The sequence below is a fragment of the Euzebya sp. genome (genome assembly GCF_964222135.1).
Lineage (GTDB): Bacteria > Actinomycetota > Nitriliruptoria > Euzebyales > Euzebyaceae > Euzebya.
Genome location: NZ_CAXQBR010000094.1, coordinates 112,002 through 126,119 on the forward strand (window position 1 = coordinate 112,002; position 14,118 = coordinate 126,119).

At 72.4% G+C, this 14,118-nt stretch carries 11 protein-coding genes and 1 pseudogene; 8 read left to right on the top strand and 4 right to left on the bottom strand.

Translation table 11 applies throughout. The annotated features are described in order from the left end of the window. Positions 1-19: 19 nt before the first annotated feature. On the bottom strand, positions 20-700 hold the full coding sequence (locus ACEQ2X_RS20845) for an HAD family hydrolase (protein ID WP_370327803.1): 681 nt from the start codon (positions 698-700) through the stop codon (positions 20-22). Beyond that, entirely contained in the window at positions 697-1,665 is a 969-nt protein-coding gene (locus ACEQ2X_RS20850; RefSeq protein ID WP_370327804.1) for a zinc-binding dehydrogenase, read from the bottom strand. Before ACEQ2X_RS20850 ends, ACEQ2X_RS20845 begins: the two co-directional genes overlap by 4 nt. A 97-nt stretch (positions 1,666-1,762) precedes the next feature. Between ACEQ2X_RS20850 and ACEQ2X_RS20855 the strand changes: the two genes are divergently transcribed. Then, on the top strand, positions 1,763-2,419 hold the full coding sequence (locus ACEQ2X_RS20855; RefSeq protein ID WP_370327805.1) for a ComF family protein: 657 nt from the start codon (positions 1,763-1,765) through the stop codon (positions 2,417-2,419). Here the strand turns inward: ACEQ2X_RS20855 and ACEQ2X_RS20860 are convergent. Then, complete coding sequence (locus ACEQ2X_RS20860; RefSeq protein ID WP_370327806.1) at positions 2,319-4,658, bottom strand: APC family permease; 2,340 nt, start codon at positions 4,656-4,658, stop codon at positions 2,319-2,321. The two genes, ACEQ2X_RS20855 and ACEQ2X_RS20860, sit on opposite strands and share 101 nt — an antisense overlap. 41 nt (positions 4,659-4,699) lie before the next feature. On the opposite strand from ACEQ2X_RS20860, the gene ACEQ2X_RS20865 reads away from it, so the two are divergent. Both ACEQ2X_RS20865 and ACEQ2X_RS20870 read left to right on the top strand, forming a co-directional pair. After that, positions 4,700-5,398 carry a TrkA family potassium uptake protein gene (locus tag ACEQ2X_RS20865; RefSeq protein WP_370327807.1) on the top strand — a complete coding sequence of 233 codons (699 nt, stop codon included), beginning with the start codon at positions 4,700-4,702 and terminating at the stop codon, positions 5,396-5,398. A 4-nt stretch (positions 5,399-5,402) separates the two neighbouring features. Beyond that, entirely contained in the window at positions 5,403-6,074 is a 672-nt protein-coding gene (locus ACEQ2X_RS20870) for a TrkA family potassium uptake protein (protein WP_370327808.1), read from the top strand. Positions 6,075-6,076: 2 nt separating this feature from the next. Here the strand turns inward: ACEQ2X_RS20870 and ACEQ2X_RS20875 are convergent, their stop codons facing one another. Next, on the bottom strand, positions 6,077-6,439 hold the full coding sequence (locus ACEQ2X_RS20875) for a hypothetical protein (RefSeq protein ID WP_370327809.1): 363 nt from the start codon (positions 6,437-6,439) through the stop codon (positions 6,077-6,079). A 225-nt stretch (positions 6,440-6,664) separates the two neighbouring features. Between ACEQ2X_RS20875 and hpf the strand changes: the two genes are divergently transcribed. From hpf to ACEQ2X_RS20900, 5 genes and pseudogenes are all read left to right on the top strand, one after another. Then, the gene (hpf, locus tag ACEQ2X_RS20880) at positions 6,665-7,276 is read left to right on the top strand and encodes a ribosome hibernation-promoting factor, HPF/YfiA family (protein WP_370327810.1); all 612 of its coding nucleotides are present in this window, start codon (positions 6,665-6,667) and stop codon (positions 7,274-7,276) included. A gap of 62 nt (positions 7,277-7,338) precedes the next feature. Beyond that, the gene (locus ACEQ2X_RS20885; RefSeq protein ID WP_370327811.1) at positions 7,339-8,034 is read left to right on the top strand and encodes a response regulator; all 696 of its coding nucleotides are present in this window, start codon (positions 7,339-7,341) and stop codon (positions 8,032-8,034) included. A gap of 868 nt (positions 8,035-8,902) precedes the next feature. Further along, a pseudogene (locus tag ACEQ2X_RS20890) lies at positions 8,903-9,082 on the top strand (EAL domain-containing protein); the annotation flags it as partial. A 62-nt stretch (positions 9,083-9,144) separates the two neighbouring features. Further along, positions 9,145-12,015 carry a preprotein translocase subunit SecA gene (secA, locus tag ACEQ2X_RS20895; protein WP_370327812.1) on the top strand — a complete coding sequence of 957 codons (2,871 nt, stop codon included), beginning with the start codon at positions 9,145-9,147 and terminating at the stop codon, positions 12,013-12,015. Positions 12,016-12,060: 45 nt separating this feature from the next. Continuing rightward, positions 12,061-14,064 (top strand): cell wall-binding repeat-containing protein, encoded by a 2,004-nt coding sequence (locus ACEQ2X_RS20900; RefSeq protein WP_370327813.1) that lies wholly within the window; start codon positions 12,061-12,063, stop codon positions 14,062-14,064. Positions 14,065-14,118: the final 54 nt, after the last annotated feature.

A 14,118-nucleotide genomic window follows, 5' to 3' on the forward strand; every position in this document is an offset into this window, starting at 1 on the left:
GACCCCGCACCGCCAGACCTCACCCCGCCAGCATCGCCCCGAGCGACGCGGCGTCGGCCGCCACCACCGCGGCGCCGGCGGCGCCCAGGCGGGCGGCCCAGGCCTCGTCCGCGTGCCCGCCGCCGGTGAAGCCGATCACGTCCATCCCCGCCGCGCGGGCGGCCTGCACGCCGAACGGCGAGTCCTCCACCACCCCGCAGGCCGGCGCCTCCACCCCCAGGGCCGCCGCCGCGTGGAGGAACAGGTCCGGCGCCGGCTTGCCCCGCTCGACGTCCTCGGCGCTGAACCGCGCCCCCACCTCGAACAGATCCGCCAGCCCCGCGGTCCGCAGCGACAGCGCGATCCGCGCGTGCGACGACGACGACGCGACCGCGCACGGCACCGCCAGCCCCTCGACCACCGCGCGCATCCCCGGGACCGCCACCAGCCGCTCGGCGAGCGCGGCGTGGCTGTCGGCCTCGAGGCGCGCCCAGAACGCGTCGTCCAGGTCCACGCCGAACTCCTCCACGACCATCCCGCGCATCGCCACCGCCGACGTGCCGACGTACCGCGCAGCCAGCTCCGCCGGCGTCAGCGACACCCCGACCGCGGCCAGGGCGGCCACCTCCACCTCGATGGCGATGACCTCGGAGTCGACCAGCACGCCGTCCATGTCGAAGATGACGGCGCTCGGTCCGCCCGCGCGTCCGCGCGACGTCATGACGCGGTCAGGACGATCTTCCCGAAGAGGTCCCCCTCGACCATGCGCGAGTACGCGGTGCGGGCCTCCTCCAACGGGTACGTCGCGTCGATCAGCGGGCGGACCCCGGTGGTCAGCAGGAACTGGACCAGGTCGGCGAGCTCGGCCCGGGTCCCCATCGTCGAGCCGATCACGCGGAGCTGGCGGAAGAACAGGTGGGCCAGCCCACCCTGGATGTCGCCGCTGGTCATCCCCGACACCACGACGGTGCCCTGGGTGCGCACGGACTTGAGGGAGTGCTCCCACGTCGCCTGGCCGACGGACTCGAGGACACCGTCCACGCGCTCGGGCAGCCGCGCGCCGGACTCGAAGGCCTGGTCCGCGCCCAGCTCGACGGCCCGGGCGCGCTTCTCCTCCGACCTGCTGGTCACCCAGATGCGCAGCCCCCCGGCTCGGCCCAGCAGGATCGCCGCGGTGGACAACCCGCCGCCCGCCCCCTGCACCAGCACGGTCTGCCCCGGCCGGAACCCGCCCTGGACGAACAACATGCGGTACGCGGTCAGCCACGCCACCGGCAGGCAGGCGGCCTCGGCGAAGCTCAGCTCGGCGGGCTTGTCGATCAGGTTGACCGAGGGGACCGCCAGGCGCTCGGCGTGGGTGCCCGGCCAGCGCTCGCTGAACAGGCTGAACGGCACGTCCGGGTCGGTGTCCGACGCAAGCCCGTCGCGGCCCGCGACCACGCCGTGGCAGATCACCTCCCGCCCGTCGGCCGTCACCCCCGCCGCGTCCCCGCCGAGGATCATCGGGAGCTGCTCGGCCTTCAGGCCGACCCCCCGCAGGCTGAACAGGTCGTGGTGGTTCAGACCGGCGGCCTGGACGGTGACCAGCTCCCAGCCGTCGGGGACCTCCGGCTCGGGGCGGTCGCCCACGACCAGGCCGCTCAGGGGGTTCTCGGCATCGAAGGACTCGACGTAGACAGCGCGCATGGCGCCAGAGCCTAGTGCCCCACCTGGCGACCCACCCATCCACAGCCCGCACGCACCGGCCCGGCGGACGCCCCCGCCGACGGCCACCATGCACGGGGTGCGCGCGCTCGTCGACCTGCTCCTCCCACCCCGCTGCCTGGCGTGCCGCTGGTGCGGCGCCGAGCCGCTGTGCGACCGCTGCGGGCAGGCGCTCGTCACCGACGAGGTGCGCCACCACCTCGACGACGGGATCCGCGCCGTGGCGGCCTACGCCTACGGCCCGCCGCTGTCCACCGCGATCAAGCGGGTCAAGACCGACGCGCTGCGGGCCGGGGCCAGGGGCCTCGCCACGCTGCTGACCCCCCACCTGCCCGACGGCGTGCCGCGCACCTGGGTGCCCGCCACCCGCCGTCGCCGCCGTCGTCGCGGCCTGGACCTCCCCGAGGTGCTGGCGGGCCGCGATGCCGTCCCCCTCCTCCGCGCCGTCGGCGACCGGGCGGACCACGGGACCATGGCTGCCGCCGACCGCCGGCGGGTGACCGCGGACGCCTACGAGGTGACGACTCGCCCGCCCGCGGCGGTCGTGCTCGTCGACGACGTCCGCGCGACCGGGGCCACGCTGCTGGCCGCCGCGCAGGCGCTGCGCCGAGACGGCGCCCGGCGCGTGCTGTGCGTCACCTTGGCAGCGTCGCCCGGGCCGCCGTCCGCGGCTCGTCGCCGGGCTCCAGGCGATCCGGGTCGAGGCTCGTCAGCTGCGTCGGGACGCTCGTCGTGACCACGCCGCGGATGAACAGCAGGGTGCTCTTCAGCTGCAGGACCGACTGGTTGTGCAGCGAGCGCTGCCACCAGCGGGACATGATGAACTCGCTCATCACGACCGTGACGACGGTGTGCTGGCCGTCCGGCTCGAACTCCTCGACGTAGTCCCGCAACGAGTCGACGACCGACCGGTAGGGGCTCTCGATGATGTCGAGGGGGATCGTCAGCCCGATGCGCTGCCAGTCGCTCAGGATCTCGCCGGACCGGGCGCCGCTGACGTTGATCGAGACCGCCTGGACCGACGTCGCCTGCAGGGACTCGGCGTAGGCGATGGCCCGCATGGCGGCCTGGTGGACCCGGTTGACGAGCACGACGACGTGGTGCTCGACGGGCTCGATGACCTGGTAGGGGCCCGGACCGCCGATGGGCGCCACGACGTTGGTGACCACGACGCTGCCGTCGGCCACCAGGGCTGCCTTGGCGCGCTGCGCGATCCGGTGCCGGCGCGCCACGTCGAGCCAGGTGTCGCTCCGCGTCTCGGGCACCAGGGCGACGGTGAACGCGTCGGCGTGCTCGGCCGCGGCCGCCGTGGCCGCGTTGCGCATCGCGGTGGAGGGGACCTGGGTCAGCCCCGACGCCTGCTCGTGGACCTCGAGGCCGGGGGCGAGCGCGCGCCAGCGCTCGCGCGCGTCGCTGCGCCGTGCGCCGGTGGGGACCAGGACCGCCTCGACGGACTGGGCGCCGACGGCGTAGGCGTACGCGACCGCCGAGGCCGTGGCCGCGTCCACCCGGTCCTCCACGATCACGACCCGCACCGGGCGGCGCGGCTCCCGGCGCAGGCCCAGGTGCTGGATGGCGGCGTCGAAGGCGTCGTAGTGCCGCTTGGTGCCGGTCATCAGCCACACCAGCAGCGGCCCGACGATCAGGATCACCCAGGCGCCGACGGTGAACTTGGTCGCCAGGACGATCACCAGGACCGAGGCGGTGGCGGTGGTGCCGACGACGTTGACCGCGATCCTCGCCTGCCAGCCGGGCGTCCGCTGCCGCAGCCAGTGCCGGACCATCCCTGCCTGGGACAGGCTGAAGGCCGTGAACACGCCGACGACGTAGAGGCCGACCAGCAGGGTCACCCGCGCGCCCGACAGGACGATCAGCATCCCGGCGGCGAGGCTCAGGACCAGGATCCCGTTCGAGAAGACCAGGCGGTCCCCCCGCCGGGACAGCTGCCGCGGCAGGTAGCGGTCCATCGCGAGGGTCGACGCCAGCCGCGGGAAGTCGGCGTAGGCGGTGTTGGCCGCCAGGAACAGGATCGCGGCGGTCGCCACCTGCACGGCGAAGAACAGGACCGACTCCTGGCCGAAGACGGCGGCGGCGATCTGGGAGGTGACGGTCCGCTCCACGCCCTCGAAGGCCACCACGCCGGGGATCCGCGTCGCCAGGTAGGCGATGCCCGCGAACAGGGGCGCCGCGATCAGGCCGATGGCCCCGAGCACCAGGGCCGCGTTCCTCGCCGCGGGTCGGCGGAACGCGGTCACGCCGTTCGAGACGGCCTCGACGCCGGTCAGCGACGTCGAGGCGGTCGCGAAGGCCCGCAGGACGATCAGGATCGTCAGCCCCCCACCCACGTCGGGGAGCACGGTCTGGGTGAACGGCACCTCGCGGCACCCCGACGCGCACTGGGCGATCCCGAGCCCGATCATGAGAGCCATCACGATCAGGAAGCCGTAGACCAGCACGGCGACCGGCACGCTCGACTCCCGGACGCCACGCAGGTTCATCACGGCGATGACGGCGAGGAACGTGAGCCCCACGATCAGGCGAGCCGGTGCGATCTCGGGGAACGCCGACACGATCGCCGCCGTCCCCGCGGACACCGAGACGGCCACCGTGAGCGTGTAGTCGATCAGCAGGGCGGCAGCAGCGACCAGGCCGGCTCGCTCGCCCAGGTTCGCGCGGGCCACCCGGTAGGCCCCACCGCCGTCAGGGTAGGCCCGGACGGTCTGGCGGTAGCCGACGACCACGATCAGGATGAGCACCGCGACGAGCCCTGACAGGGGCCACACCACCGACAGCGCGCCCGCGCCGGCGAGTGCGAGGACGACCATCGTCTCCTCGGTCGCGTACGCCGCGGAGGAGAGCGTGTCGGAGGCGAAGACGGGCAGCCCCAGCGACGGGGGCAGCACCTGCTCGGTGAGCTCACCGCTGGCGCGCGGGTCCCCGATCAGCCGGCGCTTGAGGGAGGAGAGAATCGCCATCGGTGTGCGTAGCCTACGCAGCATCGGACACACTGACGCCGGTGACTGACGCGACGACCACGAAGCACGTCCTGATCGGCGGCTGCGGCCGCGTGGGGGCCGGCTTGGCCAGGACCCTCGACGAGGCCGGCCACGACGTGGCGGTGATCGACCGCGACGACCGGGCGTTCAGGCGGCTCGGCGAGGCGTTCGGCGGCCGCACCGTCCGGGGGATCGTCTTCGACCGCACCACCCTCGTGCGGGCGGGGGTGGAGGAGGCGGATGCGTTCATCGCCGTCACCAGCGGCGACAACTCGAACATCGTGTCGGCCCGGACCGCCCGCGACCACTTCGGGGTCCGCAACGTCGTCGCCCGCATCTACGACCCGCAGCGGGCCGAGATCTACGAGCGCCACGGCGTCACGACCATCGCCACCGCGCGCTGGACGACCGACGCGATCCTCGTCCACCTCATGCAGCGGTCGGGTCGCGTCGAGACGACGATCGGGCCGGGGGAGGGGGACGTCGTGGTCATCGCCCACGACCTGCCGCCCGCGCCGGCGGGCCCGTGGGAGGTCGAGTCGTTCTCGCGCCAGGGGCGCTGGATGCTGGTCGCCGTCACGCGCACGGGGCAGACGACCGTCCCGGTGCCGCGGCAGCTGGTGCAGGCGTCGGAGCGGATCCACCTGGCGGTCCAGCGCAGCGCCCTCCGCGAGGCCGAGGAGTTCATCACGTCCCTCGACGAGGGGGAGGGGAGCTGACGCCATGCGCATCGTGATCGCAGGTGCGGGCGGCGTCGGCCGCTACCTCGCCGCCGAGCTGGCCGGGCGGGGCCACGACATGACCCTGATCGAGCGGAAGGCCGAGGCGCTCGCCAAGATCGCCGGCGCCGAGATCACCGTGGTCGACGGCGACGCCTGCTCGCCCGCGGTGCTCGAGGAGGCGGCGGTGCGGGACGCCGACGTCGTGGTGGCCCTGACCGGCGACGACGAGGACAACCTCGTCATCAGCCTGCTCGCGAAGGAGGAGTTCGCCGTCCCGCGCGTGCTCGCCCGGGTCAACTACCCGACGAACGAGTGGCTCTTCGACGCCTCCTGGGGCGTCGACCTGGCCGTGTCGCCCCCGCACCTCCTGACCGCCCTGGTGGAGGAGGAGGTGCTGAGCGGCGACCTGATCTCCCTCCTCAAGCTGCAGCGGGGGGAGATCGAGCTGCTCGAGGTCCGCCTGGACGCCGACAGCGTCGGCGTCGGGATGCGCGTCGACGCCCTCGACCTGCCCACCGACTCGGCGATCGTGGCGATCGTCCGCGGCACCCGCGTGCTACCGGTCCGTGGCACCACGCCGCTCGCCGAGGACGACGAGGTCCTCGCGCTCGTGCCCGGCGGTGCCCTCGACGCGGTCCGACGGGCCCTCATCGGCGACCCCCGTCGCCGCTGACGTCAGCGGCGCGTGTCCTCGGAGCAGGAGTAGGGATCGCGGACCAGGCACCACGTGGGGTTGCGCATCGTCGGCATCCCGCCGTCGCGGCACACGGTCCCCTCGAGCCTGAGGCCGCGACCGAGCTCGAGGCCGGTCAGCACCTCCGGACCGGTCCAGACGACGCGGAGCTTGCCCGTCCCGTCGGTGACGACCGCCTCCATGGACTCGCCGGGGACCAGTCGGAGGCGCTGGATGACCCCGAGCGCCACGGCCTGCTGGCGGGGCTCGAGCTCGTTCAGTCGCGTGCAGCCCTCGAAGAGCTCGCACCAGGACTCGAGCTGGGCGATGCGCGACCGGTCGGACTTCTGTGACGTCGTGGGCATGTCGGTGGACCTTCCAACCACTTGCATCCGCGCGGTGTTCCGACCACAGTATCGGTAGCGACGCTGAGGAGGTGATCGGTTGATCCGGGTTCCAGCTCGGCACCGACGCGTTCCTCGAGACCCACGGCCCCGTCCTGCGCCCACGCGCACGTCGGGGCCGTTCTGCGTCGTCAGCGCAGTGCCGTGACGCCTGCGCGCGACATGACAACCGAACAGGAGCACCACGTGGACATCATCCTCCGAGCCCGCAACTGCGAGGTCAGCAGCAAGGTCAAGGACGAGGCGCGGCGCAAGGTCGAGCACGCGACGCGCATCTTCGACCGGATCATCGACCTCGAGATCTGCTTCTCCGAGGAGGTCAACCCACGGATACCGAACCCCGCAGGGGTGGAGATCACCGCCCGCTCGAAGGGGCACACCGTCCGCGCCGTCGGCGGGGGGGATGACCACCACGAGGCGCTGGACCAGGCCATCGCCCGCCTCGAGCGCCAGCTGCGCCGGTGGAAGACCCGCCTGGTCGACCGGGGCCGCCGCGCGAAGGGTGACGAGCCCAAGGCCAACGGCCACCTGCCGGACCTCCGGGCCACCCGCGCGGGTGACGACGCCGACGACGACCCGATGCCCTCCATCGTCCGGCGCAAGTCCTTCGAGCTGACGCCGATGTTCCCCGAGGAGGCGGTCCTGCAGCTCGAGCTGCTCGGTCACGACTTCTACCTCTTCACCAACGCCGGCACCGGTGAGCCCAACGTCGTGTACCGCCGGGAGAGCGGCGATGTCGGGCTGATCGAGGGCGTGACCAGCGCATCCGCGATGGCCGCCGCCGGGGGAGGAGCCTGACCGCACTAGCTAGCACGGGTTAGGCTGGGTCAGAGGACCATACGCCACGAGAAGGTGGAACGATGACCCAGCCATCCCAGGGAACTGAGTCCCAGGGCGACTCGATCAAGGTGATCGTGGCCGACGACCACGCCCTGTTCCGTCGCGGGCTCTTCATGGTCCTCGAGTCCGAGACGGACATCGACGTGGTGGCCGAGGCGAACGACGGGGACGAGGTCATCGCCCTGGCCGAGTCCCACATCCCGGACCTGGTGCTGATGGACGTGCGCATGCCCGGCACGACCGGCATCGAGGCGACCAAGGCGATCAAGGACAAGGTCCCCTCCACCAAGATCCTGATGCTGACGATCTCCGACGAGGAGGAGGACCTCTACGATGCGATCAAGGCCGGCGCGTCGGGGTACCTGCTGAAGGAGATCTCGATCGACGAGGTCGCCGACGCGATCCGCAGCGTCCACGCCGGCCAGTCCCTGATCAGCCCGTCGATGGCCTCGAAGCTCCTCAACGAGTTCGCCCTCATGGCGAAGAAGGACGAGGAGAAGCAGCAGATGCCGGCCCCCCGGCTGACCGACCGGGAGATGGAGGTCCTGACGCTGGTCGCGAAGGGGATGAACAACCGCGACATCGCGAAGGAGCTGTTCATCTCCGAGAACACCGTCAAGAACCACGTGCGGAACATCCTCGAGAAGCTCCACCTCCACTCCCGCATGGAGGCCGTCGTCTACGCGGTCCGCGAGAAGCTCCTCGAGATCAAGTAGCCCGCGGGCTCGTCTGGGGGGTGTCCCGGCCGACGTAGTCGGCGTGGGAGCGGGGGTGGCAGCGCATCGCGGCCGGGCTGGCCGTCGCGGTCATCGGGTCCGGGCTGGTCCTCGGACTCGCGAGCCGCACCTCGCCCCTGGTGTTCCTCCCCACGCTCGTCGGCGGCCCCCTGCTCGTCTGACGGCGCCCGCATCGCCGTCATGCGGTCCGCACCGCGGCTCACGACCTGGTTGGACGCCTCCATCATCGCGGTGCCGGCCGGGTACGTGGCGTGGGAGTGGCTGTGGGAGCCCCACCCCCGGGTGACGGTGGCGTCGGCGGCCTCCGACGTGGTGTTCGTCGTCCTGATGGTCCCGATCACCGCGGCCGCACTCGACGGGGTCCGGGCCGAGCGGGAGTCGAGGGCGCCCCTCGTGGCCCTCGCCGCCGGGCTGGTGTGCTACGTCGCGTCGATGGTGATCGGGGCGCCGCCTGCTGTCGAGACCACGACCGCCATGCTGGTCTTCGACGCCGCCGGGCACGCCCTGCTGCTCCTCGCGGTCGTCCGCGGTCAGCGCTTGGCCCCGGCGCACCCCCGACCCCGCACGCCACCAGCCCCCGGCGGGCCGTGGCTGCCGTCCGCGGGGGCGCTGGCGACGATCGCGGTCGACCAGGGCGTGGTCGGCGCGGCGGAGGCCGGCGACGCGATCGAGACCGCGCTCGTGCCGCTCATCGCGTCCCTCGCGCTGGTGCGCCTCGTCGTGGCGATCCGCTCGCTGCGGGCGGCGCACGCCACGATCGCGGCGCCGGCACGCGGCGTGGACGGCCTGCTGCTGGTGGACCTCGACCGGGATCGACCGGCCGGACGGGCGGCACATCGCCCGGACGCTCGTCGATCTGGCTCACCACCTCGGTCTGCGGGTGGTCGCGGAGGGCGTCGAGGAGGAGTCGCAGCGGGCCGCGCTCGTCGCGATGGGCTGCGACGTTCTGCAGGGCTACCTGATCGGACGTCCCGTCCCCCTCGACCGGTTCCTCGCCGACCACGCCGATACCCTTGAGGTGACCTGACGGGTCGCGGGCACGGCGCTGGCGATGCGTCTGAAGAGGATCACGACACGAGGGAGCCCACCATGGTGCTCGACAAGCTGCTGCGTCTCGGTGAGGGGCGGCGCCTCAAGCAGCTCTGGAAGTCCGTCGACGAGGTCAACGCCCGCGAGGACGACGTCAAGGCCCTGTCCGACGGCGAGCTCGCAGCGCGGACCGACGAGTTCAAGAAGCGCCTGGCCGACGGCGAGACGCTCGACGACATCATGTTCGACGCCTACGCCACCGTCCGCGAGGCCGCCTGGCGGGTCCTGAAGCAGCGTCCCTTCGACGTCCAGATCCTCGGCGGCATCGTGATGCACCAGGGCGACATCGCCGAGATGAAGACCGGTGAGGGGAAGACGCTGACGTCGACCGCCCCGGTGTACCTGAACGCCCTGGCGGAGAAGGGCGTCCACGTCGTCACGGTCAACCCGTACCTGGCCAGCCGCGACGCCGAGTGGATGGGCCGCGTCTACGCGTTCCTCGGCCTGACCACCGGCTACGTCTACCCCCAGCAGAAGAAGGCGGACAAGCGGGCCGCCTACGCCTGCGACATCACCTACGGGACCAACAACGAGCTCGGGTTCGACTACCTGCGCGACCACATGGTCCTGAGCCCCGACCAGCTCGTGCAGCGCGGCCACAACTTCGCGATCGTCGACGAGATCGACTCGATCCTGGTCGACGAGGCCCGCACGCCCCTGATCATCTCCGGCCCGGCCGACCAGTCCAGCCAGTGGTACGAGATCTTCGCCCGGCGCATCGCCCCCAAGCTGACGCGGGACACCCACTACGAGGTCGACGAGGCCAAGCGGACCGTCGCGGTCACCGAGGAGGGCGTGGAGCGCGTCGAGGAGCTCCTCGGCGTCGGCAACCTCTACGAGAACGCCAACACCCCGCTGATCCACCACCTGCAGAACGCCATCCGGGCGAAGGAGCTGTTCCGCCGCGACGACGAGTACATCGTCGAGGGCGGCGAGGTGCTGATCGTCGACGAGAACACCGGTCGCACCCTCCACGGGCGGCGGTACTCCGAGGGGCTCCACCAGGCCATCGAGGCCAAGGAGGGGGTGACGATCAAGGAGGAGAACCAGACCCTCGCCACGATCACCCTGCAGAACTACTTCCGGACCTACGACAAGCTCGCCGGCATGACCGGCACGGCGAAGACCGAGGAGAAGGAGTTCGCCGAGATCTACGAGATGGGTGTCGTCGAGGTGCCGACGAACCGGCCGGTGCAGCGCGACGACAAGGCCGACCAGATCTACAAGAGCCTCGACGCGAAGCTCGACGCGGTGACCGCGGACATCAAGGCCCGTCAGGAGAAGGGCCAGCCGGTCCTCGTCGGCACGGTCAGCGTCGACCGGTCCGAGCAGCTCTCCAAGCGGCTGACGGTCGCCGGCGTCCGCCACGAGGTCCTGAACGCGAAGAACCACTTCCGCGAGGCCGACATCGTCGCCCAGGCCGGTCGCCTCGGCGCGGTCACCGTGGCCACCAACATGGCCGGCCGCGGTGTGGACATCATGCTCGGCGGCAACCCCGAGGCGCTCGCGACGAAGGTCGCCAAGCGCGAAGCCGGCGCCGAGCCGGTGCTCGACCCCGAGACCGGTGAGGTGGAGCCGACCGAGGTGTGGCGCGAGCGCTTCCAGGCGGCCTACGACGCCGCGCTGGCCCGCTACGAGTCGGAGTGCGCGGAGGAGAAGCAGCAGGTCCTCGACCTCGGCGGGCTGTACGTCTGCGGCACCGAGCGCCACGACAGCCGTCGGATCGACAACCAGCTGCGCGGCCGTTCAGGCCGTCAGGGCGACCCCGGTGAGTCGCGGTTCTACCTGTCCCTCGAGGACGACCTGATGCGCTTGTTCAACGCGAGCGCCGTCGAGAGCATCATGAACCGGCTCAAGATGCCCGAGGACCTGCCCATCGAGCACAAGATGGTGTCGAACGCCGTCGCCCGGGCCCAGGCCCAGGTCGAGAGCCGGAACTACGAGATCCGCAAGAACGTCCTCAAGTACGACGACGTGATGAACGCGCAGCGCAAGATCATCTACCGCGAGCGCGACACCGTCCTCCACGGCGAGGACGGCGAGGTCGAGGCGATCGCCGAGCAGTTCGTCGAGGACGCCGTCGAGAACCTCACCACGCTCTTCGCCCCGCCCGGGGTCTTCAGCGAGGAGTGGGACCTCGACCAGCTCGCCGAGCGCGTCCAGACCACGTTCGGCATCGACGACCTCGACATCGACCCCGCCGCGTACGCCGGCAAGGACGCCCACTTCGAGCTGCGCGAGGCGCTCGAGGAGCGCGTGATGGACGCCTACGGCGATCGTGAGGAGCAGGTCGGCGCCGCCGCGATGCGCCAGGTCGAGCGACGGGTGATCCTCAGCGTCGTCGACCGCGTGTGGCGTGAGCACCTCTACGAGATGGATCAGCTCCGCGACGGCATCGGCCTGCGGGCGGTCGGCCAGCGCGACCCCCTGGTGGAGTACCAGCGCGAGGCCTACAACGCGTTCGTCGACATCCAGGCGCGGATCAAGGAGGAGTCGGTCGGCTACTTCTTCAACCTCCCGGTCCGCACCGAGGAGGCCCCCCCGGCCGACGAGTCGGGGAACGGCGCGAAGGCGGCGTCACCACGCCCGACGATCCGCCGCCCGTCCCTCGACGGCCGCTCGAGCAGGCCGATGGAGGCCCAGCTGAGCTACTCCTCCTCCCAGAGCGGTGCTGCGTCCCCGGCCCGCGGATCGAGCAGCTACTCGGTCCCCGCCGGGTCCACCACGGCCGCCGCCCCGGGCTCGGCGAAGGAGAACGCGGCCGCCGCGGCAGCCCAGACCGGCACGGTCCGCAACGACGTGAAGGTCGGCCGGAACGACCCCTGCCCCTGCGGGAGCGGGGAGAAGTACAAGCGCTGCCACGGGTCGTAGGTCGGTCGTTAGCCGTTCGTTAGGGGCGGGGGATAGCGTGCGGCCATGCGTCGTGCCACCCCCCTCCTCTGCGCCCTCGTCCTCCTCGCCACCCTCGTCACGCCCGCGACCGCGCAGGACGGACCGGGGTGGCTCTACGTCGGCCTCGACGGCGACATCGTCGCGATGCGCCCCGACGGCACGGACCAGCGGAACCTGACCGCCACGGCCGACCGCTGGGAGGACCACCCCGACGTCTACGACGTCAGCGGCCGCGACGTCATCACCCAGTACCAGCTGATCGGTGAGGACGGGGAGCCGACCCGCCAGGGTGGCATGCACTACATCAACCCGGTCACCCCCGGGAACGACTTCGATCCCCTCTCCGGGTCGTTCGTGGCGGAGACGTACGCGCCCTCCTGGGGGTTCGACACGTCCCGGTTCTTCTACTCCGACGGCGGCGACGAGATCGGGGCGGTGTACTTCTTCGAGGGGCGGGCCGCGACGATCGTCGCGAACCGCGGTGGGGCCAACGGGTACTTCGACCCCGACGGCACGCCCAGCCAGACCGATCGCGACGAGGTCCTCTACACCTTCACCGCCGGCGGGCGGCTGGGCGGGCTGCGGCTCCTCAACTTCGGCGAGTCCCCCACCGACCTGCTGGTCGCCGCGGGGAAGTACGCCGCCGCCGGGTACGGCCGCTACTACGCCGACGGCGACCAGGTCGTCTTCAGCTGCCGGATCAGCGACGGCGGGCCGCTGCAGCTGTGCCGCTCCGCACCCGACCAGGAGGGCACCGGGTTCGCCGCCATCCCGACGCCGGTCGACGCGATCAACGCCGCCGTGTCACCCGACGGCACCCGCGTGGCCTTCCGCGGCACCGACGGGTCGGTCTGGGTCGCCGGCATCGACGGGTCGAACCCGACCCAGCTCGTCGGCGCCGCTTCCGGGGAGGGGCTCGACTGGGGTCAGGAGATCCCGTTGCGGGGCGGTCCGACCCCCGAGCCCCCGACGCCGCCGGAGCCGGAGCCGCCGGCCGACCCCGCCCCCAACACGCCGCTCGAGCCGGGCGGGACCGACGGCGACCCGACCACGACCGAGCGGGCGGCGTTCACCGACGCGGGTCCGTACTCGACCGCGGTGTCCCAGGCCCGCTACCCCTCGACGTCCTTCGCGGGGGAGGCTGCGGGACCCGCGTACGCCATCCTGAGCCGCGACGACGCCTTCGCCGACTCCCTCGCCGGCAGCGCGCTGAGCGGTGACGGGCCTATCCTGTTCACCCCGACCGACGAGCTGGCACCCGACGTGGCGGACGAGCTCACCCGGGTGCTGCCCCCCGGTGGGACCGTGTACCTCCTCGGCGGCACGGCGGCGCTGGCGGAGTCCGTGGCCGACGCCGTCAGCGCGCTCGGCCTGACCCCCGAGCGGCTGAGTGGCCCGTCGAGGTTCGAGACCGCCGTCGCGGTGGCGCGAGAGGTGATCGCCCTCGGCGGGTCGACCGACGAGGTCCTCGTCGCCCGCGGCACCGGCCCGGCGGACAACCCCACCGCGGCGTGGGCCGACTCGGTGACCGGTGGCGCGTACGCCGCCGCGGCTCGCACCCCCGTGGTCGTCACCCCGTCCGAGGACCTCCACCCGGCCGTCGAGGCACTGGTCGCCGACACCGACGCCACCGCGGTGCGGCTCGGCGGCGACGCCGCGCTCAGCCCGGCGGTGGAGGCGGCGCTGCCCGGCTCGCGGCGCATCGCCGGGACCGACCGTGCCGACACCGCCGGCGCGATCGCGACCGAGCTCCTCGACTACGGTGTCGACGGACCCCGGACCGCACTGGTCCTGAACGGCTTCGCCGACGACGGCTGGATCTTCGGGCTCGCCGCCGCGGGGCTCGCCGCCGACCTCGGCGGCGCCCTGCTGGTGGTCGGGGCGGACACCGTGCCGCCGGCCACGCAGGCGCTGCTCAGCACCTGCGGGGACCCGCAGGTCGAGGTGCTGGTCCTGGGCTGGCGCACGGTCATCCAGGACCCGGTGCTCGAGGAGATCGACCGGTTGGACGGGGGCGCCTGCGGCTGAGCCGCGAGGACCCTGACCATCCCCCCTCAACCCGGGGGTCGTCCCCGCCGATGA